Source organism: Paenibacillus sp. FSL P2-0121 (genome assembly GCF_037975345.1).
Lineage (GTDB): Bacteria > Bacillota > Bacilli > Paenibacillales > Paenibacillaceae > Paenibacillus_AQ > Paenibacillus_AQ odorifer.
Genome location: NZ_CP150245.1, coordinates 4,657,742 through 4,682,419, shown reverse-complemented (window position 1 = coordinate 4,682,419; position 24,678 = coordinate 4,657,742). Strand labels below are relative to the sequence as shown.

General features: G+C 45.1%; 21 protein-coding genes. 17 read left to right on the top strand and 4 right to left on the bottom strand.

Annotation, left to right across the window (positions count from 1 at the left end; translation table 11 throughout):
• Positions 1-8: 8 nt before the first annotated feature.
• The 4 genes from parE to MKY54_RS20760 all read left to right on the top strand — a co-directional run bounded on the left by parE (position 9) and on the right by MKY54_RS20760 (position 5,776).
• Entirely contained in the window at positions 9-1,991 is a 1,983-nt protein-coding gene (parE, locus tag MKY54_RS20775; RefSeq protein ID WP_076127597.1) for a DNA topoisomerase IV subunit B, read from the top strand.
• 177 nt (positions 1,992-2,168) lie between these two features.
• On the top strand, positions 2,169-4,610 hold the full coding sequence (gene gyrA / locus MKY54_RS20770) for a DNA gyrase subunit A (protein ID WP_076127599.1): 2,442 nt from the start codon (positions 2,169-2,171) through the stop codon (positions 4,608-4,610).
• A 192-nt stretch (positions 4,611-4,802) separates the two neighbouring features.
• The gene (locus MKY54_RS20765) at positions 4,803-5,234 is read left to right on the top strand and encodes a MarR family transcriptional regulator (RefSeq protein WP_076127601.1); all 432 of its coding nucleotides are present in this window, start codon (positions 4,803-4,805) and stop codon (positions 5,232-5,234) included.
• Entirely contained in the window at positions 5,231-5,776 is a 546-nt protein-coding gene (locus MKY54_RS20760; RefSeq protein ID WP_339187797.1) for a hypothetical protein, read from the top strand. Before MKY54_RS20765 ends, MKY54_RS20760 begins: the two co-directional genes overlap by 4 nt.
• Positions 5,777-6,581: 805 nt before the next feature.
• On the opposite strand, the gene MKY54_RS20755 is transcribed toward MKY54_RS20760, so the two are convergent.
• Both MKY54_RS20755 and MKY54_RS20750 read right to left on the bottom strand, forming a co-directional pair.
• Complete coding sequence (locus MKY54_RS20755; protein WP_076219226.1) at positions 6,582-7,328, bottom strand: RluA family pseudouridine synthase; 747 nt, start codon at positions 7,326-7,328, stop codon at positions 6,582-6,584.
• Positions 7,329-7,331: 3 nt separating this feature from the next.
• Entirely contained in the window at positions 7,332-8,195 is an 864-nt protein-coding gene (locus tag MKY54_RS20750; RefSeq protein ID WP_036685718.1) for a class I SAM-dependent methyltransferase, read from the bottom strand.
• Between the two features lie 231 nt (positions 8,196-8,426).
• On the opposite strand from MKY54_RS20750, the gene MKY54_RS20745 reads away from it, so the two are divergent.
• From MKY54_RS20745 to MKY54_RS20730, 4 genes are all read left to right on the top strand, one after another.
• Positions 8,427-9,257, top strand: a complete 831-nt coding sequence (locus MKY54_RS20745; protein WP_076278319.1) for a helix-turn-helix domain-containing protein — start codon at positions 8,427-8,429, stop codon at positions 9,255-9,257.
• An 85-nt stretch (positions 9,258-9,342) separates the two neighbouring features.
• On the top strand, positions 9,343-9,708 hold the full coding sequence (locus MKY54_RS20740; RefSeq protein WP_076308379.1) for a VOC family protein: 366 nt from the start codon (positions 9,343-9,345) through the stop codon (positions 9,706-9,708).
• A 171-nt stretch (positions 9,709-9,879) separates the two neighbouring features.
• The gene (locus tag MKY54_RS20735) at positions 9,880-10,332 is read left to right on the top strand and encodes a flavodoxin (RefSeq protein WP_076134641.1); all 453 of its coding nucleotides are present in this window, start codon (positions 9,880-9,882) and stop codon (positions 10,330-10,332) included.
• Position 10,333: 1 nt separating this feature from the next.
• The gene (locus tag MKY54_RS20730; RefSeq protein ID WP_076308378.1) at positions 10,334-11,101 is read left to right on the top strand and encodes a hypothetical protein; all 768 of its coding nucleotides are present in this window, start codon (positions 10,334-10,336) and stop codon (positions 11,099-11,101) included.
• 94 nt (positions 11,102-11,195) lie between these two features.
• Here MKY54_RS20730 and MKY54_RS20725 read toward each other — a convergent pair whose 3' ends face one another.
• A complete protein-coding gene (locus MKY54_RS20725) occupies positions 11,196-12,041 on the bottom strand; it encodes a GNAT family N-acetyltransferase (RefSeq protein WP_339187793.1) in 846 nt (281 codons plus the stop codon).
• 81 nt (positions 12,042-12,122) lie between these two features.
• On the bottom strand, positions 12,123-12,416 hold the full coding sequence (locus MKY54_RS20720; protein ID WP_076308376.1) for a GNAT family N-acetyltransferase: 294 nt from the start codon (positions 12,414-12,416) through the stop codon (positions 12,123-12,125).
• A gap of 1,553 nt (positions 12,417-13,969) precedes the next feature.
• On the opposite strand from MKY54_RS20720, the gene MKY54_RS20715 reads away from it, so the two are divergent.
• From MKY54_RS20715 to MKY54_RS20675, 9 genes are all read left to right on the top strand, one after another.
• Positions 13,970-14,872, top strand: coding sequence for a winged helix-turn-helix domain-containing protein (locus MKY54_RS20715; RefSeq protein WP_076308375.1), 903 nt, complete (start codon positions 13,970-13,972; stop codon positions 14,870-14,872).
• Positions 14,873-15,106: 234 nt separating this feature from the next.
• Positions 15,107-16,855: an ABC transporter substrate-binding protein gene (locus MKY54_RS20710; protein ID WP_036685737.1), complete on the top strand. Its 1,749-nt coding sequence runs from the start codon at positions 15,107-15,109 to the stop codon at positions 16,853-16,855.
• Between the two features lie 64 nt (positions 16,856-16,919).
• The gene (locus tag MKY54_RS20705; RefSeq protein ID WP_339187788.1) at positions 16,920-17,873 is read left to right on the top strand and encodes an ABC transporter permease; all 954 of its coding nucleotides are present in this window, start codon (positions 16,920-16,922) and stop codon (positions 17,871-17,873) included.
• A gap of 16 nt (positions 17,874-17,889) precedes the next feature.
• Positions 17,890-18,813 carry an oligopeptide ABC transporter permease gene (opp4C, locus tag MKY54_RS20700; RefSeq protein ID WP_339187785.1) on the top strand — a complete coding sequence of 308 codons (924 nt, stop codon included), beginning with the start codon at positions 17,890-17,892 and terminating at the stop codon, positions 18,811-18,813.
• Between the two features lie 11 nt (positions 18,814-18,824).
• Complete coding sequence (locus tag MKY54_RS20695) at positions 18,825-19,808, top strand: ABC transporter ATP-binding protein (protein ID WP_076130798.1); 984 nt, start codon at positions 18,825-18,827, stop codon at positions 19,806-19,808.
• Positions 19,801-20,766: an oligopeptide/dipeptide ABC transporter ATP-binding protein gene (locus MKY54_RS20690; RefSeq protein ID WP_036685744.1), complete on the top strand. Its 966-nt coding sequence runs from the start codon at positions 19,801-19,803 to the stop codon at positions 20,764-20,766. The genes MKY54_RS20695 and MKY54_RS20690 overlap by 8 nt, the downstream gene beginning before the upstream one ends.
• A gap of 210 nt (positions 20,767-20,976) precedes the next feature.
• Complete coding sequence (locus MKY54_RS20685) at positions 20,977-21,585, top strand: 50S ribosomal protein L25 (RefSeq protein ID WP_339187783.1); 609 nt, start codon at positions 20,977-20,979, stop codon at positions 21,583-21,585.
• A 324-nt stretch (positions 21,586-21,909) separates the two neighbouring features.
• Entirely contained in the window at positions 21,910-23,757 is a 1,848-nt protein-coding gene (locus MKY54_RS20680) for a fibronectin type III domain-containing protein (protein WP_081386409.1), read from the top strand.
• 270 nt (positions 23,758-24,027) lie between these two features.
• A complete protein-coding gene (locus tag MKY54_RS20675) occupies positions 24,028-24,672 on the top strand; it encodes a YhbD family protein (protein ID WP_076192157.1) in 645 nt (214 codons plus the stop codon).
• Positions 24,673-24,678 lie beyond the last annotated feature (6 nt).

The following is a 24,678-nucleotide window of genomic DNA, read 5'->3' as shown; positions in this document are numbered from 1 at the left end:
GAGCATGAATGCTCGAACAGATCGATATGTTTGCTGAAGTTTCTAATAACGGCGAGAATGGCCGTACTGGATACGATGCTGACGACATTCAAGTGCTCGAAGGTCTGGTTGCAGTACGCAAACGACCTGGCATGTATATCGGCAGTACGAGTTCTTCAGGACTACATCATTTAGTATGGGAAATCGTAGATAATGCCGTAGATGAGCATTTAGCCAAGTATTGTACAAAGATTGACATACTGCTTCGCAAGGATGGCTCGGTAACCGTTAGCGATAATGGACGGGGGATCCCAACTGGAATGCATAAGACAGGGGTACCTACCCCGCAAGTTGTATTTACAATTTTGCATGCGGGCGGTAAGTTCGGTGGATCGGGTTATAAAAAATCAGGCGGTTTGCATGGCGTAGGGGCTTCTGTCACAAACGCTTTGTCTGAATGGCTCGAAGTAGAGATTTATCGTGAGGGCAAAATCCATCGGCAGCGGTTTGAGTACTGGGTGGACAAGAAGGGCAAGGAGCATGTTGGCGAACCTGTAACTGGTCTTGAAGTTCTGGGTAACACCAATAAAACGGGTTCGAAAATTACTTTCAAGCCAGATATTCGTGTCTTCCCAAATGGAATTGCTCTGAATTATGACACGCTGGCAGAGCGGGTTCAGGAGATTGCTTTTCTGAATTCCGGTCTGCGTATTACACTGCAAGATGAGCGGAGCAACCGTCAGGATGAGTTCTTTTATGAAGGTGGAGCCAGTCAATTTGTGCAGTTTCTCAACGAAGGTAAGGATGTTCTCCATGATGTTATTCATTTCAGTGCAGAAAAGGATGATATCGAGGTAGAAGTAGCTCTGCAATACAACGGAGGCTACACAGAAACCTTGGCTTCCTTCGTAAACTCCATTCCAACTCGCAGCGGGGGCACACATGAGACCGGCTTTAAAACTGCGTACACTCGTGTATTAAATGAATATGCCCGCCGCACGCAATTGCTTAAAGAAAAAGATAAAAACCTGGAAGGTAATGATCTGCGGGAAGGCATGATGGCTGTTATCAGTGTAAAAATGTCCGAGGTTGAATTTGTTGGACAGACGAAGGATCAGCTTGGCAGTGCTTCCGCCCGTAGTGCAGTAGATTATATCGTTTCTGAAAATATGGCGCGTTTCTTGGAAGAAAATCCACAAGTTGCGCAGAGCCTTCTGAAGAAATCGATTCAAGCGTCGAAAGCGCGGGAAGCGGCACGTAAAGCCCGCGATGAGATCCGCACAGGCAAGAAACGCAGCGAAAGCTCGAATCTTGGCGGTAAGCTGTCTCCTGCACAATCAAAGGACGTTACACGTACAGAGCTGTTTATCGTGGAAGGTGATTCCGCCGGTGGTTCAGCTAAGCAAGGCCGTGACTCTAAGATTCAAGCGATATTGCCGCTAAAAGGTAAACCGATGAATCCGGAGAAAGCTAAGCTGCTGGACATCCTGAAGAACGACGAGTATAAAGCAATTATATCTACAATAGGTGCTGGAATTGGTCCGGATTTCACTGTCGAAGACAGCAATTATTCCAAAATTATCATTATGACCGATGCCGATACCGATGGAGCGCATATTCAGGTGCTGCTGCTGACATTTTTCTATCGTTATATGAAGCCTTTATTAGATGCAGGCAAGGTCTTTATCGCTCAGCCTCCACTTTATAAGTTGACCCGCAAAACGGGTAAGCTGGAGACTGTAAGGTATGCCTGGAGTGATGAAGAGCTGCAAAATTACTTAAAGGAATTCGGCAAAAACTTCGAGCTTCAGCGTTATAAAGGATTGGGCGAGATGAACCCCGATCAGCTGTGGGAGACCACGATGAATCCAGAGTCGCGTACGCTGCTTCAGGTACAGATTGAGGATGCTGCTAAGGCGGAGCGCCGTGTTTCAACACTTATGGGTGACAAAGTCGATCCACGTAAACGCTGGATTGTTGAAAATGTCGATTTCACCGAAATTGTAGAGTAATGTCAGTGCTGCAAGTGACGATAATCCCGATTTTCTAAGAGCTTGGTGTTTATGGGACCTAGGGGAATTTTGGAACAGTAGGAGCGATAGTGCCCAGAATTCCAAAAAGCTCTGAAGTACCTGAGAATCACCACACTATTTTAAAACGGGCAGTTTGAGGAACAGAAGGTGAGCAAAGTGAGTAGTTTATCAGAACAATTTTTGCCGGCATTTCTGGAAGAGGTCGTCGGTGACCGCTTTGGTCGGTATTCCAAATATATTATTCAGGACCGGGCAATCCCCGATGTCCGTGATGGACTTAAACCCGTGCAGCGCCGGATTCTTTATGCGATGTACGACTCCGGCAACACCCCTGACAAGCCATACCGCAAGTCAGCCAAAACTGTCGGAGATGTAATGGGTAATTACCATCCACATGGTGACTCCTCTATTTACGATGGTATGGTACGTATGGCACAGCCTTGGAAAATGGGGCATGTGCTAGTTGACGGTCACGGCAACTGGGGCTCCATGGACGATGACCCAGCAGCGGCAATGCGTTATACAGAGGCACGGCTGTCTCCCATTGCAATGGAGATGATGCGTGATATCGAGAAGCGGACGGTCTTGTTTAAAGATAACTTTGACAATACCGCCAAAGAGCCTGTTGTGGTTCCTTCCCGGTATCCGAATCTGCTCGTAAATGGCACGAGTGGGATTTCTGCTGGTTTTGCCACTGAAATTCCGCCACATAATCTGCGTGAAGTAATTGACGCTTGTATCGCAGTGATGCAGAAACCAAATATTGAGCTGGAAGAAATTATGACCTTCATGAAAGGTCCGGATTTCCCTACAGGCGGCACAATCATGGGCGGAGACGGCATCATGGATGCTTACCGCACAGGTAAAGGCCGTATTTACCTGCGCTCCAAAACAGAGATTGAGAATATGCGGGGCGGCAAGCAGCAAATCGTGATCACGGAAGTTCCATTCCAGATTGTAAAATCACGGTTGGTTACTTCCATGGAAAATATTCGGCTGGAGAAAAAGATCGATGGCATTGCCGAGGTTCGTGATGAGAGCGGTCGTGAGGGACTGCGGATTGTAGTCGAACTCAAAAAAGAGGCTGATGCTCAAGGCGTATTGGCGTATCTGCTCAAAAAAACCGATCTTCAAATCACCTATAACTTCAATATGGTTGCTATTGTTAACAAAGCACCTCAGCAGCTTGGTCTAAAAGCCATCCTGGAAGCTTATATCGCGCATCAGCGTGAAGTTGTGACTCATCGCACCCAGTTCGATCTGGAACGCGCTGAAGACCGTGCTCATGTCTTAGAGGGCTTAGTTAAAGCACTAAACATTCTGGATGAGGTTATCGCTGCGATCAAAGCGTCGAAAAATCGTCAGGATGCTCAGAACAATCTCGTATGGATGTTCGGCTTCAGTGAACGCCAAGCCGATTCGATCCTTACTTTGCAATTGTATCGTCTGACCAATCTGGAGATCACTTCACTCCAGAAAGAGTTAGATGAAATGATGGCAAAGATTACACATCTGCGCGGCATTTTGGATAGCGACAAAAAGCTAGTTGCTGTAATTCGTAAGGAACTGCTGGAGATTCGCGACAAATACGGCATTGATCGCCGTTCTCTGATCCAAGGCGAAGTCGAGGAGCTCAAGGTTAGCCTTGAAGCGCTGGTCAATGCGGAGGATGTGCTCGTTGCTCTTTCAGCAGATGGATATATTAAGCGGACTAGTATGCTTTCCTTCACCCGTTCTGGTGGGGAGCGTCATACCTCAGGCGTCAAAGAAGGCGATCATATCGTCAGGCTGCTGGATGTAAATACCCGTGACAGTCTGCTGGTATTTACCCGCAAGGGGCAATACTTCTTGCTTCCTGTGCACCAGATTCCGGAGTTTAAATGGAAAGAGCCTGGTACAGCGATTGTGAATGTTATTGGATTGTCTAAAGGAGATGGAATCGTTAGTGTGATTCCGGTGAATAATCTAGATGATCCGCAGCAGAGCCTTGTGTTTGTCACCCGCCGGGGTCAGGTGAAGCGTACAGAGCTCAAGGAATACTCTACAAGCCGTTCTGGAGCTGTAGCGGCCTGTAAGGTAGCCGAGGGTGATGAGATCATTACAGTGGCTTCTAGTACGAATGACAAGGACATTGTGCTGGTCACCCGTGAGGGAATGAGTATCCGATTCCATGAGAATGAGGTTAACCCTATGGGTCGCGTTGCATCCGGTGTAAGAGGAATTCAGCTGCGCGAGGGCGACGAGGTGATTTCCTGCTTCTGGGTCAGCGAAGATGAAGGCGAAATCCTTGCTATTTCTGATATTGGTTATGCGAAACGTTCATTACTTGTGGATTATCCATCACAAAGCCGTGGTGGCAAAGGAATGCCAACCTTCGAATTCAAGGAAGGCAAACGAATACGTCCAAATGGCAGCAGGTTAGCAGGGGCTTTCTATTGCAAGGAGCCATTAGAACTGAATGCCGTTACCCGTGAGAATGCCCACCATACGTTCTCCTCTGAATCAGCGCCGCTGGGCGAGCGTCGTTCTACAGGCAAACAGATTGTAGCTGTGGAGAAAAAGGATGAGATCATAAATCTTTTCCCATCAGTTCATTAAAACTAGCGATTAACAAGTGATTTTATAACGGCGTTTAGTCCGCTCTTTTGGAGGGTTGACTAAGCGTCGTTTTTTATTTTTTTATGCTGAAGGTCCGGCAGATTTATTTTTTCTTCGTTTGCAGGAAATGGAAGTTGTTTCGCGAAAATGTAGATATACCGGATAGAACCGCGAGGAAAGGAAGGAATAAGTGTGCATGCTTCTGAATTCAGTAAAATTTGGCATAAGATTTTAAAAGATTATAAATTACATATGGACAGTAATCTTGCTCCAACGCTGACGGATGCCCAACTTACTGTACTTGAACTGCTTCAGGAACGCGACGCCATGAAGCCTTCTGATCTGGCTCCACATTTGGCGACCAGTCCTGCAGCGGTTACGATGTTACTTGATCGGATGGAGAAACATGAGCTTATTGTGCGGGAAAGAGATGCTTCGGACCGGCGGATTGTATGGGTGAGTATAACGGAGACTGGAATGGAAGAAACTGCACGGGGTCTAAAGATCCGCAGTGATTTTTTTGCGGAAGCGCTTGATCCGATCTCCTCTCATAACCAACAGTTACTGCTCTACTTAATGGGCAAAATGGTTGTTACAACTACACCGGAGGGTTCTACACCTTGAAGCAAATAGCTTGGCTGTATCACTACTATGATGAATCTACAGGTCCATTTCAAAATCTGTCTGATCTGCCATCCCAAGAAGCGGAACAGGTTCTGAATGATCTACGTCAGCGTAATAAAGGTTTTGCGAGTAAGCGTTCAGCAGATTATCTAGATATTTGCCGGGGTCTTGAAGCAAAGGCCAGGGAATTATTTATAATAAAAGGTGGTAAGCCTTCTAGAGCCTGTCCGCATTATATGACGCTGGGAGAATGTCCGTGGTTATTAGACTGGTATCCTAGAGGTAAAAGCCTGCAAATTACTATTGAGCAGTTTGATCCTGCTTCGATCAGTTTCACTTACGGGGATTTGTTTCCTACTATGAGATATAAAGATGGCAAACCTTATCGCAATCAAGTTTATACATGGGACGAGATTATAGATGTAATCGATAAATTCGGTATGCCACAGGAATGGAATGCCAATGGTGACAAGGGACCTGAACGATATATTGAGGTTCAAATTTGGGATGATAAGCCTTTAATAAATATGATAGGGTATTAGATTTGGATCTACACCCATTTAGAATATATGTATAAAGAGCCGATGGAAGCAATGCGGAAAATGTTGAAGAAGATAGAGGCGTTTAGAAGAATTAGATGAATGTAGAAATATATAGAAATATATAGATATATATAGAAGTATATAGAAGTATATAGAAACATTTAGAAGCGTTTGAAAGTATATATAGGTATTTAGTGGCATCTAGAAGTAAGAGAAACATGTAGAGGTATCTAAATGTATTTAGTTGTATTTTGTACAGCTATTATTTGTAAATTACTCGAGCATTGAGATATAACTGTATTTTATACAACTATTTTCTTGATTTACTTCTCTTTTTACAGTTTCCCTGATTTTTAGTTGTAAAGAGTACACTTAAAATCCGACCTACTGTTTTTTTATTCGGAATAAGTGTATAGAGTGCAGTTATCTTACTTTCATTTCAGATTCCAACTAGGATCCACTACTGTACCACTACTGTACCACTGCTGATCCATCGCTAAACAGAGCGGTGGACCGTTAGCTAAGTTCAGGCTGGAAGGTGGAAAGGATGTTTAATCTCTCAAAATGATGTTTAATCTCGAAGGGATGTTTAATCTCAAAGGGATATTCCATGCCCGGCTGGAATAATCGGACTAAGCATTCGTGCGGAGCTAGGAAGAACACTCCAACGTGGACCCTTTTCCCATAGTCTCTGATCAAGTAGCAGACGCAGAACCAAAAACAAGGCAGTGATTCTCCACTAACCGGAGAATCACTGCCTTGTTTTAAATAACAGGGTTTGTTTCATTGCCTAAAAAGGGCTGCTTCAGGACAGCCCTTCTTGTAGTGTTTCACGCGGCCACAGATCCCAAGGATGGGTTTGTGGGGGCAGAGAGATGAGTTCCACTTCTTCTTTAGTAACAGGGTGAGGGAATCCTACAAGTGCTGACCATAACGCAATTTGTTGCCCCGGTCTGTTCACTGAAGCCCCGTACTTCTGATCACCGTATAATGGGCAGCCGATCGAACTCAGCTGCACCCGAATTTGGTGGGAACGCCCTGTAAGTAAATCAATCTTAAGCAGGCTGTATCCTTCTGCACTGTCAAGCACTGTGTAATCCAGAATTGCTTCCTTGCCGCCGGGAGTTCCTTTTCGAACCACGGTGACGGTGTTACTCTTTGCGTCTTTAAGCAGCGTATCTGTAAGACGGCCACGAGTGGCTGGCGGTTTACCATGCACGACTGTTAAATACACCTTATGAAAGCCGTGAGTACGGACACTCTCGGATAGTCTTGAAGCCGCTTTGGAAGTCTTGGCAAAAATCATTGCGCCCCCAACCGGTCGATCCAAACGGTGGACCAGACCTATATAGACGTTGCCGGGTTTGTTGAAACGTTCCTTCACATCTTCTTTCAGCAGGTTCAGCAGGTCAGGATCGCCTGTTGCATCCTCCTGAACAGGAATATTCACGGGTTTTACAATCCCCAGAAGATGGTTGTCTTCGTACAACACTTCAAAGCGTTGCGATCCGCCGCTTACAGCCTCATTGTTGCCGGAACTATGCTGTGTCATGGCTTACGCCTCCCAGCGACCCAGGATACCACATGGCAGGTTCATGCCGGAGGAGGTGATCGGAAGACCAATTTCGCCGGAGGTAAGTTTTCCGCCATAACGTTTGCCCATGGTCATGGACAACATGTTGCGCAGTACAGTTGGAGAAATTCCAGTGGTGTAGGAATTAATGAGCATGAACAATGGGTTGTCGCTCATAATCTCCATACAGCTCTCAAGGAAAGGGTACAAGCTTGATTCAAGCTTCCACATTTCTCCACCAGGTCCTCTTCCGTAAGAAGGAGGGTCCATAATAATCGCATCATATTTGCTGCCGCGGCGTTGTTCACGTTGTACGAACTTGAATACATCATCCGTGATAAAGCGGACTGGACGTTCTCCAAGACCAGACAGCTGAACGTTTTCTTTCGCCCACTGCACCATACCTTTGGCTGCATCCACGTGAACGACAGATGCACCGGCACTCGCCGCTGCCACAGTAGCTCCACCTGTGTAAGCAAAAAGATTCAGCACTGAGATTGGACGGTTAGCCGCTGCAATCTTGTCCATCATCCAGCTCCAGTTGGCTGCTTGTTCCGGGAATAGTCCTGTATGCTTGAAGTTTGTAGGACGTAAGTGGAATTTTAATTTACCATAGCTAATCTTCCAATCGTCCGGAATCGTTTTTTTCATTTCCCATTGTCCGCCACCAGCGGAGGAACGGTGATAATGTCCGTGCACATCACGCCATTTAGCGGTCTCATTATTTAGAGGCCAAATAATCTGTGGATCAGGACGACGCAAGATAATATCGCCCCAGCGTTCGAGCTTCTCTCCACCGCCTGTATCAATTACTTCATAGTCTTTCCAATCGCTCGCTATATACATGATTTAATCCATCCTTCAAAAAAATTCATTTAGCCTTTATTGTACAACATTTCACCTGATTGCTACAAACAAATTACGCCTCAGCCAGCTTCACCAATTATTTTGTCCAATGCTAATGAAGTGTATAATATTCCCATACTTATGCGGCTATTCAACTGGTGCTTCATGACTTGATTGTGTATGATCAGATAGTAGAGTTCTTACCCTATTTACGATCGGAGAACTAAAGCTATGTTTAATCTCTCACCGCTGTATTTCCCTATAACTGCAAAACCCAACCACACTAGTGAGTTTCTGCCCAGCCATGCCTTGCAGCCGTTTATTCGCTGTTTTTGGGGTTCTGTAGATGTGGAGTCTATACAACAACCTGAGACGGAGACAATAATTCCGGACACCTGTATGGATATTATTTGGGATTTGGATAGAGAATCAGGTAATACAAACACTTTTTTCTCCGGCATCAATGACACTCCATTTGAAGTCTCCTCAGACAGAAAGCCAGGGGGGAGTTCAACCTTTGGTATCCGGTTTCATTTCTGGGCGGTTCATTTTTTTGCAGATGATCATCTGCGGAATGTCTTGAATGCACATGTCGATGTAGAACAATATTTTGGCACTTTTAAAAAAGAGCTTGGTCATCTATTGGAGAAAGTAAACTCGATGGACGAAAGGATTGCTGCCGCTGAAGCCTATCTGCTTCGTCGTCTTGAGCGTAGAGGGCGGACTAACGATCGGATGATGAACGCAGTCTATACTATGGTTAAACAAAAAGGGATTGTGACCGCAGAGGATTTGGAGACCAGTTCTAATTTAAGCAGACGACAACTTGAACGGCTTTTTCAAGAATATATAGGTGTATCGCCCAAAAAAACAGCAGATCTCGTGCGGTTTCAGAATGTATGGCGGGAGATGTGTCATTTACCTGGGCAGACGAAGAATATGCAGGATCTTATTTTCGCGTATGGTTACAGTCACCAGTCCCATTTTATCAATAATTTCAAAAAATATGCAGGAAGAACCCCACTTGAAGCCTTGGTCTATGCAGGCCGAAGAATGTCGTAATTTTGCAATACAAAGCGTGTCAACCTTGTTAGACTAAACCTAAGTAAGAAATGAGACATATTATGAGAATGAGAGGGGACAAGTTATGATTTCGTCTTTTGAAGGGACTAACATTTACACTAAAGATACTGCGGCGTCAGCTAAATTTTATACGGAGGTACTAGGAATTCCTATGCCTTTCGAAGGTTACGGTAATTTCGACGGGGCAAAGCTTGGTTTTGACAAGAAACAGCCGGGAATTATTATTTGGGATGCTGCAAAGTGGGAAAATCTTACGACAGGTTTTGTTAATTTAGTATTCGGCTGTGATAATCTGGATGAGACATACAAGCAGTTGAAAGCTAAGGGACTGGATTGTCAGCCACCTGTTACGATGGAATATGGCGGTAAAGAAATGAATTTTCGTGATCCTGATGGGAATCACATAACCTTGCTGGAAGGTGCTTATTAAGCTTCTTTTTAAGAAAAATGAGACGGAGCGCAAACCTCAACCGTGTGTAATAACGGGGAGTTTGCGTTTTTTTAACTTTATTTATTGACAATGATAATCATTATCAAATAGAATGAGGTGAAGCGTATATGATTTAAATTTAAGGTGTTAGTAGGGGAGGAACAGGAGTTTATGGCTAAAGTGCTTGTGGCATATGCTAGTTTAACTGGGAACACTGAGGAAATGGCTGAATTGATTGTAGAAGGAATACGCCAAGCAGGCGGTGAGGCTGTTTTGAAGTCGGTCACTGAATGTAATGCGATTGAGATAAAATCATATGAAGGCGTTCTGCTAGGGGCATATACTTGGGGAGACGGAGAGTTGCCGGATGAAGCTCTTGATTTCTATGAGGAGATGGATGAACTTGATTTGACTGCTATGAAGTCAGCAGTTTTTGGTAGTGGAGATACAGGCTACGCCATTTATTGTGGGGCAGTGGATGTTATCGAGGAGAAGCTAAAGGAGCGTGGAGCAGTCATTTTGCAAGATAGCCTAAAGATTGAGTATGGCCCTAATGCTGCCGAAAAAGAAGCCTGCCGTCAATTCGGACGTCAATTCATCGAAGCCTGTATGGCGGTAACCTAAGATGGGTGGGCCAGTGGGAAGTTGGTTTAACAAACCAAGGGATGTACATACCCCTCCGTATAAACGGCTGCACGATTATCGCATGGAGCATATTATGCTGGGCGGGACTGAGAATTTAGCTAGCGGAGCTCCAGCGACGGGGCTCCCACGCTGGCGTCAGCAGGTTCAATATGCTGTGGGGCATACACTTAATGACTTCTATAGTCTGTTGCCGGAAGTGCGAAGAGAGACACCTATACAATTTCTGTTAGAACGCCGGTGGCCTCCTAGGGGAGATGCTTTTCCCTCCCTTTTGCAATATTGGGATATCAAAACGAGTGTAGCTGATGAGCTTATGCGTATCGTTTCAAGCAATCATCTACAGGAGATTCCAGTGATGTTATATGAACAGTGGCATGTTCCAGTTCCAGCGCTGAATTTGGAGTTATCGATGATTACGCAGCTGGCTTGGAACTCTTCAAAAAGTTGCCGAAGCGTGAACATTCAGAAATTTATGGTTAATGGCAATGAGGATATCATCACTGGATTTATGCATATGGCCAATGTTTTTTGCCATCATGCTTATGGTGAGCCAGCGGAGACCGTGGAAGTTTTCTCGCTGCTGGATGGACGTAAATACTGCTTTGATGGAGAGGCAATCTCGATTATGGAGTCACTGGATTATGTGCGTCTGTTATCCGTATTTCTTGAGCGTGAAGTGTTAGCTGACGGTTCCTTAAGCTGCAGCGATCGTAGAAATGAGAGAGGCGAAGCGGATTATTTACTATAATAAATAGACCTCCTTATCTGCAGGTTAGAACACCAGCAAGTAAGGAGGTCTTATTGTGACTGCTTTATTAAAATCTCAAGAGTAGGTCTGGGGATTAGCCGAGATATCGGTAATAATCCTGTTTATTCTGAATGACAAAGCCGCAGCTCTCATACAGCTTAAGTGCATTGGGATTATCCAGTGCGACCTCCAGATTTACACCATTATAATTTTTGCGCTCTCGTTCGATGGTCTGAAGAAGGGCGCTGCGGCCAATGCCAAGCCCACGTAGCTTTTTGTCGACTGTAAATCCATAGATCCAGGATTCATTATCTTCAGTCCACACTCGCATTTTCCCAACAGGCCTGCCGTCCATCTCGATCATAATATTCTCTTGCATACTTTCCTGTTTGTGCAACTCATACTGCTCGGCAGCATCTTCTGTCTTCATATCAAAACCTCCACAATCCAGTTCGACCAGAATGTGTGCCTCTTCTTCACGAGCTGGCCGTAAGACGACAGTCCCTGTTGCTGAGCTGACATCAGATGACACCATGGAATTGCCATCCCATTTCATTTGATATTCAGCGTGATTGAACTGCAGAGGCAAGGTTTGCAGGAAAGCAGTTCCAGATGAAGAAGCGGCGGGTGCATTTAGAAGAAGAGTAGAGACTTTATTGCGCTTGATTATGGTTTGTGCTCGGTTCCACAGAGAGGTGAAGATTCCGCGTCGACGGTAGCCTGGCCGAACCATGCCACAGACCTCCATATCGCTTCCAAAACCATAGAGTCCCAAGAAACCGACCAGTAATTCGTCCTCATAAGTCACGAGCCATTCCGTATCACCTGCGCTTGATGGCTGGCGGAGCATATCCCAATTCAGTTTTAATGAGATTCCTTCATATTGCTCACAGCGTTGTTGTAATTCCTCAATATTCTTAAAAGTGTCGGCAGTCGTCAAACCCGTTTCCCCCTAAAGTGTATTTGAACTATTATAAGTTCGCATAGTTACTAAAAAAGCTTCGCGGAAACGGGAGCAGGTTTAAGCTCTCCCGCCAGTATTCCCGCTCAGCACGTCTTTGTACTCCGGGTGCTTCTCGAATTGATGCGCAGCATAGGAGCACACGGGTACAATTTTTAAATTCTCATTCCGAGCCTTGTCCACAACAGCACGTACAAGCTCTTGTCCAGTACCTTGCCCGCGCAGTTCTTCGGAGACACGAGTGTGGTCAATGACCAATTCCCCGGTTCCTTTATCCAAACTGTATGTGATTTCGGCAAGGTCCTTACCGTCATTAGCAACAAAAAAACGTCCGTTTTCATTTTGAATTTGCATCTTATGGCTTCACTCCTAATTAGTTATTGCCTATATTTTACTACCATGAATTGCAAAAAGCGAGGAGCGAACCAGATTGATTGTTCTTCGGCTTGAATGTTGTTTTCCTTGTTACCCGTGGATCGCTGCACTGCATTTTTTTTCATGTGGGCAATTTGGCTATAGCAGAATATAGCAAGTGAGAGTTAACTAACCTCGAGTATTTGTTTTGGTAAGCTGGGAACGCTGGAAGTCTGGAAGTCTGGAATGATGGGAACGCTGGGAATGCTGGGAACGCTGGAATCCCGGAACCCCCGAACCCCGAACCCCGAACTCTCGCTTGTCCTAATCCTCTGCGGAATCTAACGGACCCAATTGACGCTATTTGCACATTTTTAGTCATTTGAGTAAAGTTTCGGACCCCAGTGCAGCTATTCCTTTGGAATAGTCGCGAAATAGGCATTTTTAATGCCCATAGCGCCTATGGAGTCCGATAACATGCTGAAAATGGGATAATACTGCGAATAAGGTCAACTGTGTCCGATAGGTGTCCAATATCGTAGGATCCCAATCCGTCGCAGAAGCTTACGGTCCAGAGTCTTAATTCCCCACTGATGCTTAGGGACCCAGCAGACGCTATTCGCACATATTTAGCCTTTTGAGCAAAGTTTCGGACCCCAGTGCAGCTATTCCTTTGGAATAAGCACGAGAAATAGGCCTATTTTATGCCCATAGCGTCTATGGAGTCCGATAGCACACAAAAAAGGGGATAATACTGCGAACAAGGTCCACTGTGTCCGATAGAGCAGAGTCTTGATCTCCCGTTGGAGATTACGGACCCAGCAGACGCTATTAGCACAAGGTCAACTGACCGATGGAACAAAATCCTAAACCTCCGTAGAACCTCTCGGACCCAGCAGACGCTATTCGCACATATTTAGCCTTTTGAGCAAAGTTTCGGACCCCAGTGCAGCTATTCCTTTGGAATAGGCACGAAATAGGCATTTATAGTGTCAATAGCGCCTATGGAGTCCGATAGCACACAAAAAAGGGGATAATACTGCGAATAAGGTCAACTGTGTCCGATAGTGCAGAGTTTTGATCTCCCGCTGGAGATTACGGACCCAGCAGACGCTATTAGCACAAGGTCCACTGAGTCCGATAGAGCAGAGTCTTGATCTCCCGTTGGAGATTACGGACCCAGCAGACGCTATTAGCACAAGCTCAACTGAGTCCGATAGAGCTGAGTCTTGATCTCCCGCAGGAGATTACGGACCCAGCAGACGCTATTAGCATAAGGTCAACTGTGTCCGATAGCGCAGCAGAGTCCTGATCTCGCGCTGAAGCCTACGGCAGACGCCATTAGCACAAGCTCAGTTGTGTCCGATAGCGTCCACGCTCGCGGAAATGACAGCTAAACCAGCGTGCAATACAGAAAATTCGGAGCAGAAACAGCAGCTAATGAATTTTTATGCACTCCCGTTTATAGAGTAGCTTGCGTATTCTCAGGATAATACAATAAGATTAAGAGAATATCTCACTACTGAAAAGAACCGCTAGCAGGAGGAATCATTGTGGAATACAAGGTTGAGGTTGAATTTGGATCGATTTATGAATTGTTGAACAGCTTACATACTTATCTCTGCAAAAAATCCTATAAGAAGATTGATTTAGGGGTAGCGTGGGCTAATGAAATTGAAAGCACGCTCAGTGAAGAGCTGTTATCCCGTCTGAAAGAAACCGAACTAAACAATGAGTGGAAAATGTTGAATCTGCTCATTTACTGTTGTCCATTTAAAGATGATGTAGACAGTGTGTTGAAATGGATTGAAGGGTTATCGGTTGGTGAGTTATATGAGACCTTATCAAAGTATGTAAAGGTATTTCCAAGCCATATGGAGGATTACCGTAACCGCGTAGTATTTTTGCTCTCCGAGTGGAACCGCCAGTACTTTAGCCAATGCAATCCTGCGATTTTGAGCAAACTACAGCAGCATGCGGACTCCAAGAACATGGAGCTTAATGGACTGGACACTGCGGATTTCGTGAACAAGACGACCAACGGATTTTACTTCATGCCTACGGATGGGCTTAAGAAGCTCGTACTGATTCCACAGTATCATTTTCAGCCTGCTAATATTATCTATTGCTACGGTGAATTAACGATCTGCCATTATGCGGCGTGGATATCGATGGAGAATGAGGAACTCTCCCCTTTTATGTACAGAGCGATCCGTAGTCTGAGTGAAAAAAGCCGGCTAAAAATCCTCCAAGCCCTTAGTGGTGGCCGTAAGACGTTTACCGAAATTGTTAAGCATGCGGGGATCTCGAAGGGGATTGTGCATGATCATATTTTTAATCTTCGTTGTGCAGGTTTACTTCATGCCTATATTGAAGGGGAGAATGTCACCGGATACAGTCTGCGTCTTGAAGGCATTCATCGGATGAATGAGCAGCTATTCGAGTATTTGAAATAATGATTTTTAAAAAATATAACCGCCTGAAAGCCAGGACTTCTCTTATGCAGAGAGGGTTTTGGCTTTTTTTATTTATTTTAATTATCGCCTAATTCTGTTTATGGAGAATTTTTTTGAAGTTCTCTCTTTACAGAACTAGAAAACCTTTCTATAATGAACATCAGATGTTATTCATACTTAACGGGTAGGAATTATAGTTATTATTCTATTCAGAGAGAAAAGGGAGATAGGTACATGAGAAAAAATGCGATTGTAATCACTTCATTACTGCTTACGGGGTCACTGTTACTTTCTGCTTGCGCTAACAACAGTAATAACGAATCCTCATCCGCAAACAATGCGGCTGCAGGCTCCAATTCAACCAATGTGGAAGCAACCACTGCACCAGAGATTGTTCCTGCGGGTGCTCTAAGCGAACCTTTTACTGCCACGGATTTATCCAAACTTCCAGCGGTGGCCCAAAAACGTACAGATACCATTATCGTCGGACTTACGGACCCAAGCGGAGCGTTCACTCCTTATTTTCAACAAAGTGGTTATGATGGCAATGTCTCTTCACTGCTATACGCTTCTCTCGTAACTGTTGATGACAAAGGCGTTCCAACGCCGGAGCTTGCGGAGAGCTGGGATGTTTCGGATGATCAGCTTACATACACTTTCCACTTGAGAAAAGATTTGAAATTCAGCGACGGTTCACCGTTAACAGCGGATGATGTGGCATTTACATGGACGATCCAATACGACAAATCGTATGATGGTAGCTCCCAGCTTCCATCGCTAAATGTTAAAGGCGGCAAAGCCTATAAGGAAGGTACATCCCCTACAGTTGAGGGCATTAAAGTAATCGATCCACAGACGATCTCAGCAACCCTTGAGCAACCAAACGCAACGGCGCTGGTACAGCTCGGCTCGAATGTACTGTCGAAAGCTTACTATGGCAAGGACTATAAAATTGGAAATCTTGAATACATTAAAAAGCTGCATGAGAAGCCACTTGGCGATGGACCTTACAAGCTGGAAAAATTTATTCCAGGTCAAGAAGTGCGTTTTGTAGCGAATGAGAATTATTTCAAAGGTAAACCAAAGACGGAGCATTTCATCTACAAAACTACGGAAGGCGACGTATGGCAGTTCGTAGAAACTGGTGAAGTGGACTACGCTTCCTTTAGTGCGACAGACGAGAATATCGAGAAGCTGAAAGCACTCGGTTTTGTGAATATTATTCCTTACACTCCAAGCACCTATGGTTACTTGCAAGTTAACCTGAAGCATGAGCAGCTCAAGGATAAGCTTGTACGTCAAGCTATTGTGTACGGTTTGGATCGTCAGAGTATTTATGTGGATGCAGCGCAAGGTGCAGGTTCTATTGCCAACATCCCGGCATCGCCGATTTCCTGGTCTTACACTGAGGAAGGCATTAATCCTTACAAATATGATCCGGAAAAAGCAAAACAATTACTCGATGAAGCTGGGTGGACGGTAGGCGCGGGGGGAATCCGTGAAAAAGATGGCAAACCGCTGTCCATCCATTACCTCGGTTCGAAGAGTAAAAACACAGATATTTTCATCGCTGTAGCTAAAGAGAATTTTGAAGCGCTGGGTATCGAATTCCAGCCTGAGGTTTTCGCAGACTTTAACTCACTGGTATCGAAAGTAGAAGGTGGGGACTACGATCTCGTATCCTTCTCCACAAGCATGTTGACTGATCCGTCTGACGGGTTCATGCAATTCTTCGATGGAGAAATCACGGATTATGACAATCCGAAATTCCTGGAGCTGTACAACAAAGCCTTGGCCACTACTGATATTGAGGCACGCAAAGCGGTATATAAAGAGCTGTATCAGCTTTTCAATGATGAACTGCCTATTATTTTTACAAGTTATAAAAAGACAGTATACGCCTATAACGGACGTATTGAGAATCTATCGGTCAGCCCGTTCATCGGTCTTGCTGGCAGTCTGCCAACTTGGAGCCTGAAATAAATAAACCAGTGTCCCCTGCCCTGACTGGATTCAAGGGCAGGGGACGAATCATAAGGAGTCTGTCATGAGCGCTTATTTATCGAAAAGACTGTTGTACATGGTCATCATCTTATTTGCGGCATCATTATTGATCTTCTGTCTGTATGCTTCAACTCCCGGTGACTTCATAACCGGAAATATTAAATTGACCGCTGAACGCAAAGCTGAGCTGCGTGAAATCTACGGCTTAAACAAGCCTGTGCTTGAACGGTATGGGATCTGGATGAAGAATGCGCTGCATGGTGATTTCGGGTATTCCTTAGCCCAACAAAAGCCTGTGCTGCAGCTTTTTAATGATTATATTTGGAATTCCTTTCTGCTGGCTGCCGTATCTACGTTTCTGACGTGGGTGATTGCGGTCATTATTGGCGTCATCTCTGCCTATAAGCAATATTCCTGGTTCGATACACTCGTGATGATCGCTATATTCGCAGCAATGTCGCTGCCGTCATTTTTTATAGGCTTATTCCTGATCAAAATCCTGGCCGTCGATCTCAAGTGGCTGCCTCCAGGTGGAATAATCACCACGGGTAGTAATGCTACGGGTTTGGCTTACTTTAAGGAGATCGTAATGCATATGACCCTTCCGGTTGTGGTTATGACCCTTCTGGGATTAGGTTCGCTCACCCGTTATTTCCGCAGTAATATGATCGATGTCTTAAAACAGGATTATATCCGTACGGCACGCGCCAAAGGCCTGAAAGAACGCAAGGTGCTCTTTACACACGCCTTACGTAATGCCTTGCTGCCCGCAATTACACTGGTTGGTTTTGAGCTTCCGGCACTATTTGGCGGATCACTTATTATTGAGAAAATATTCAATTGGCCTGGGATTGGCCAACTGTATATGCAGTCCTTCGGACTAAGGGATTATCCTTTACTGATGGGCTTTACGATGTTTATTGCCATACTTACCGTCATAGGAACGTTGCTTTCGGATATTTTGTACCGGATTGCCGATCCTAGAGTTCGGCTATAGAGAGGAGGAAGCTGACGTGGCAGTTCAAAGTAATGTAGCTGGGATCGCGAAGCCGCAGACCACCAAAGGAAAATCCTCTTTATTCCGGCAATCTATGCGGAGGTTGCTGAAGAACAAGCTGGCGGTATCCGGATTTGTGGTGGTGATCTTTATGTTTGCGCTTTGTTTTATTGGTCCGCTGTTCTCACCCTATACGGATAACAAAATTAATATGGCCATGATGAACAAGGCACCCAATATGAATCATTGGCTGGGCACCGATGCACTGGGCAGAGATATTCTGACCCGGGTAATGCAGGCGGGGCGCATTTCACTGACTGTGGGACTAGCATCAATGGTTCTTTCGGTGTTTATCGGTGCTCTTCTGGGGGCTATTGCCGGGTATTACCGCGGTATTGCTGATCAAATCATAATGCGGATTGCGGATCTTCTGTTGACGGTTCCGAGTCTGCCACTGCTCTTTATTTTTGGTGCGTTATTATCGGAGTGGAAGATTCCAACGGATTATCGGATGTATATCGTTATGCTGATGCTTAGTATTGTTAGCTGGCCGGGTATGGCACGTATGGTACGGGGGCAAATGCTTAGTCTGCGTGAACGTGAGTTTATGCAGGCGGCGGTAGTATTAGGCCTCCGTGACCGGCGTAAATTGTTTAATCATTTGCTGCCGAATATCGTTCCGTTGCTGATTGTTATGGCTACCCTTAACATCGGTGGTGCTATATTGAGTGAATCGGTTCTTAGCTTTTTTGGACTAGGTGTTATGCCGCCAACTCCAACCTGGGGCAATATGATTGATGCTGCGAATAATATGATCGACTTTCAGGATCGGCCGTGGCTGTGGATTCCACCAGGGTTATCGATCTTTGCGACAGTGATCGCGATCAATATCTTTGGTGACGGACTCCGGGACGTGCTTGATCCTAAACAGAAGAGGTAGGTGACCCTCAGATGAGTGATTTAATGAATATAGACGGTCTAAGTACATACTTCTTCACGGAAGAAGGAAAAGTGAAAGCCGTTGATGATGTAAGCTTCCGTGTTCGCGAGGGAGAGACGGTATGTATCGTTGGAGAATCGGGCTGCGGCAAAAGCGTGACCGCGATGTCCATCATGGGGCTTGTTGAGGAACCCGGGGGCAAGGTAGCCCAAGGGAAAATTGATTTTCAGGGTGAAGATTTGTTGAAAATGGACAAAAACACACTGCGGACCATCCGCGGGAATGAGATCGCGATGATCTTTCAGGAACCCATGTCCTCCCTTAATCCTGTAATCAAGATCGGTGAGCAAATCATGGAGCCGCTGATTGTACATTTGAAGATGAACAAGAAACAGGCGCGCATCCGGGCGATTGAACTGATTAAGCAGGTAGGCATATCACGACCAGAGCAAATTGCTGATAGTTACCCGCATGAATTAAGTGGAGGTATGCTGCAGCGGATTATGATTGCTATTGCCATTGCCTGCAGTCCAAAGCTATTGATTGCTGATGAACCGACTACGGCGCTGGATGTAACGATTCAAGCGCAAATTCTGGATATGCTGCGTGAAATTAAAGATAGCTCGGGCATGTCCATTCTACTAATCACCCATGATCTTGGCGTAGTGGCAGAGATGGCCGATTATGTGATTGTTATGTATTCCGGAAAGATTGTGGAGGAGGGGGAAGTTGTTGAATTGTTCAACAACCCCAAACATCCCTATACAAAAGGGCTGCTCAAATCGAAGCCGGTAATCAATCAGCGACAGGATGAGCTGTATTCCATACCAGGTCAAGTGCCAAATCCGCTTGAGCTGGTGCCCTCTTGTTATTTTCATGACCGCTGTGAGCATTGCATGCCTGTATGTGTCAGCCAGCAGCCCCAGCTTAAAGAGGTGGCCAGCAGACAAAAGGTAGCTTGCTGGTTGTATGAGGAGGCGGTTGTTCATGCCTGAAGCACTGCTTGAGGTCAATCATTTAAAGAAATATTTTCCTGTTACTAAGGGGCTCCTTAACCGAACCGTTGGGCATGTAAAGGCTGTTGACGATATTAGCATCACACTTCAACCTGGGGAAACGTTTGGGCTTGTAGGGGAATCTGGGAGCGGCAAAAGTACAGTCGGACGGACGATTTTACGGCTAACGGATAAAACGGCAGGTGAGATCAAGTTCAAAGGGATAGACATTCACTCCCTGTCGCCCGCTGAATTGCGCAATATTAGACCCCAAATGCAGTTGATCTTCCAAGATCCTTATAGCTCACTTAACCCACGGGTTCGTATAGGTGATGCCATTGGTGAAGCTTTACTGGATCATGGTCTATGCTCAAGGTCCGAGGTGCGAGATCTGGTGCTTGAAGCGCTAGCGGCTTGCGGGTTATCTTCTTATCATATTGATCGCTTTCCGCATGAATTCTCCGGGGGGCAGCGGCAGCGGATCGGGATCGCCCGTGCGCTTGTTTTGAATCCTGAGCTGATCATTGCAGACGAACCAGTTTCAGCACTGGATGTTTCCATCCAAGCACAGATTATTAATTTATTCAGTAAGCTCCAGCAGAGTCGAGGGTTAACGTATTTGTTTATCTCCCATGACTTGAGTGTTGTGGAGCATTTGTGTTCAAGAATCGGTGTCATGTACCTGGGCTCTATGATGGAGACGGCTTCAAGAGATGAACTGTTTAAGAATCCGCTCCACCCGTATACCAAAGCGCTGCTGTCGGCTGTTCCGATTCCTATTCCAAAGCTGAAAAGGGAAAGAATTGTACTTAAGGGAGATATTCCGAGTCCGGTAAATCCGCCTTCTGGCTGTAAATTCCATACCCGTTGTCCCTTTGCGCAAGAGGTTTGCAGATCTGAAATCCCGGTATTTCGTGATGTTGGCAGTAACCATTTTGTAGCTTGTCATTTAGTTTAATAGTTGTCACAAATATAGCAATGATTTACTCCTAAGACATGAATAATTAATGTTGAATTGTATAATAATACAATTTGACCTTATTTTTGCCTGGGCTCAAAAGTCGTGAGAGGTTTCAAAGCCAGGTCAATGGGGTAATTAGAGAGTGGTTAGGTTAGGCGTACATATCTAATCGGTCTAGTATAAAATCCCTACTTAGGAGGAATCATCGTGAATACAACAGTACGTTTGACAGAAAGATCCGGCTCGACTTCTTCACAGCGCAGAAAAGGCTTTGTACCGGTAGTCGTGTACGGTGCAGGTTCAGATAGCCAGTCCTTTACAGCGGATGCTAAGACAATTTCAGGTATTTTAGCCAGCAACCCACGGGCTGTTCTTACTTTGGAATTGCCAGACTCGGGCAAAAAGAACGTGGTTATTCAAGAAATCCAACGTCAGCCAATTTCCAAACAACTGCTGCACATTGATTTTCAGCAGATTGATATGAAGGCCAAATTGGATACAAAAGTAGCGTTCCACTTTACAGGTGAACCAGTAGGTGTGAAGAGCGGCGGCGTGCAACAAATTGAATTGCATGAGCTGGATATTCGCACACTTCCAGATAAAATAGCTGCATCCTTTGAAGTGGGTATCAGTGGACTAGATATTGGTGATCAATTGCTGGTATCTGATTTGCCGAAGCATGAAGGCTGGGAAGTATTGACGCCTGAGGACACATTGATTGTCCGTATTTCACCTCCAGCAGCGCAAGAGCCAACAGAAGAAGATACTGCTGAACCCGCTGTAGCTGAAACTGCTGGCGAAGATAAAGCAGAATAGTATAGAGATAAATAGTAAAGAGCAGATAGAATCCTTATAAAGGAGCTGTCTGCTCTTTTTGTTTTGTCTTCATAAATATGAATTCATAAAAATGATGCTGGTCTTTCGTATGATTTCTCAAATGGCAATTTTGGTTGTTTCGCCTCATTTAGTTAAAAATTTACATAAAATCGTTGACGAACGGGTTTCTAAGCCTGAAAATGAGGACAATTACCATGGTAAAATATTCAAAAGTCCCTGTTGTTGCTGTTTGAAAACGCTTTAGTTTTTATGCTTCAAAGAACTCTTATTGCCTAGTTCATCATGATTAAGAGGAGGAAAGTTATGAAGATGAGGAAGCTGTTTTCGATCTTAATGACAAGTTTGCTGGTGCTTGGGGTAGCTCTACCCTTTGGTGGAAAAGCGAATGCAGATGCTGCAAGTGACGCTTCAAATCGTGCTTTAATCTGGCTGAAGGCCCAGCAGGATGCAACAGCGGGGTATGCTTTTGAGGGACTGGTAGATAGCTTTGAAGATTTCTGGGGACCAAACAACCCCAAACAGATTGTATACACATATGATCAAGCGGTTGCAGCTATCGCCTTTATTGTAAAGGGTGAACGGACGCGGGCAGAGCAGGTTTTGAACAAAATGCGGGACATTCAAGATCCATCAGGCTTCTGGCTGAATTCTTATTGGTATAACAACGGCTTCGGAGAAGAAATCCGTAAACATGTGGGACCCGTTGTATGGATGGCAATGGCTGCTATGGCTTATGAGAAGCAATATAATGATTCACGGTATCGTCCAATGGCGCTCAAAGCACTAGATTGGAGTTTACAGTATAAAAAGGCTAATGGCAGTATCGCAGGGGGATGGAGTGGTTGGAGTAATTCCGATGAGCCTTGGAGCTCAACCGAGCACAATATCGATATTTACCGGGTATTGCAGTATTATGCTTCGGTGGATTCCTCAAAGGCAGCCACTTATAACAGTGCGGCTTCTGGAGTCAAAACCTTCCTGGATAATTATGTGTGGGATGACACAGTCAAACGTTTCAAGGGGGGCTGGAAAAACGATACAAATCTGATCGACCCCAAAATACCTTTAGACGTGAATCCTTGGGGAGTATTAGCTTTAGGCGTATCCGGAACACATAACTACGGCGCAAGCTTAACCTATGTGGAAAATGCCTCCGGCACCCCGGGAACACTTGCGAATCCGCGTTACAAGCAGACGCTTACTTACAATGATGCTGGGAATACGCTCACCGGATATGATTTTGACTGGACAGATGAAGTATTGCCAGCGTATGACGATAACGGAAATCAAATTGGCAATACGGGTGCTGACGTATGGTTTGAAGGAAGCGCATTCATGTCGCTCGCTTATTATCTGCAAGGCAATGCCTCAAAGGCAGACGCTATTAATACAGAGATTATTAAAAAACAAGGCACAAGCGGTGCTTCGCTTGGGGGTATTCCCTACTCGCTGAAAGGGTCCAGCAACAGTTATTGGGTGATGGCGCAGCAAAACTGTGTTTCCAGCACAGGTTGGTTAATAATGTCCCTGCACCGGTTTAATCCATTCACAGGTCAATATTTGACGGGTGGTGGTAATACTGGGGATACAACCGCGCCAACCGCTCCCGTTAATCTAACGGTAACCAGTAAGACGGATACAGGAGTTAGCTTAAGCTGGTCCGCTTCTACCGATAATGTTGGCGTTACAGGTTATATTGTTTATCGCGGAACACAGCAGGTGTCCACTGTGGGGGGAACTACAGCTACTGTTAGTGGACTTACTCCAAGCACAGCCTATACGTTTACAGTAAAAGCCACGGATGCAGCAGGTAATTTATCCTCCGCTAGTAATACCGCAACAGTTACTACTAATCCCACTGGAGGCAGCGGAGGCGGTGATCATGTGACGGCTGACTTTACAGCAGGGGTAACGAGACTTTCTGCTACAGAGGCGAGTATCTATATTACACCTGTAACCAGTGCCCTTTATGTAGATGTGCATTACAAGATTAACGGGGGTTCCCAGCTTAATTACAGGATGACTAATAACTCAGGAACATGGAAGCAGACGGTGAGTGGATTAAGCGCTGGCAGCAGTATTGAGTACTGGTTCACTTACGAAAAATCCGGCCCGCAATATGATTCAGCACATTATACTTTTGTTCAGTAAGATTAGCAGATCGTAAAAATCATTCTAAGAGAAGGCTGTTCCATGCTGCTATTTATAGCGGCGGGGGCAGTCTTTTGTTGTGGAAAAAATAGTGAATGACCGTTAAATCCTTCTCAAGACGGAGGTCTGCTCTTAAGGTATGCTTTAAAATCTTTGGGGGAGACGTTAGGACACGATGGTTACTAGCGTAGGTAGGTATGAGGGGAGTTTAATTTATTGGTTTTACAACGTAACAGTGTTATGTTACGATGGCTTCAAGGAGTGATAAGCATGGAAGAGGATTTGATCTCAAAGAAGCAGCTATTGGATTTAACCGGTATATCTTATGGGCAATTGTACCGCTGGAAGCGGAAGCAGTTGATTCCAGAGGAATGGTTTATCCGTAAATCTACGTTTACTGGACAGGAGACTTTTTTTCCAAAAGACATGATTTTGTCCCGTATCGATAATATTGTGAATATGAAAGATGGACTTTCTTTGGATGAAATGGCTGATAAGCTATCAGATAAGGCTTCTTTTGACAGAGTAAGTGTATCTGCTGCGGAAATTATAGAACGTAACATTGTTTCGTCGATGACGCTGGGGAAATTTGGAGAGAGGCTCGGTGTCAAGAATGGATATAGCTTCGATCAACTCACTTATTTATTGGCTGTAGATCGCCTGCTTAGTGCAGGGGAGATGAGTATGGAGGAAGCAGAGCTGCTGTTTCGAACCTTAATGGATAAAGCCTCCAATCTTGAGAGTGGCAGCTGGGAGTTATTTTTTATCCGCAAAATGGGGGTGTCATCCTTTATTCTGGCTCAGGCACCAGCGGAGTTATGGTTCGATGAAGGGGTAAAGCTGGTCAGTAAAATACTAAGTGCAGATGTAATAGAACAATTGAAAGGTAAGCTTGCTTTTAAGCTTGTTGAATAGGGGGTT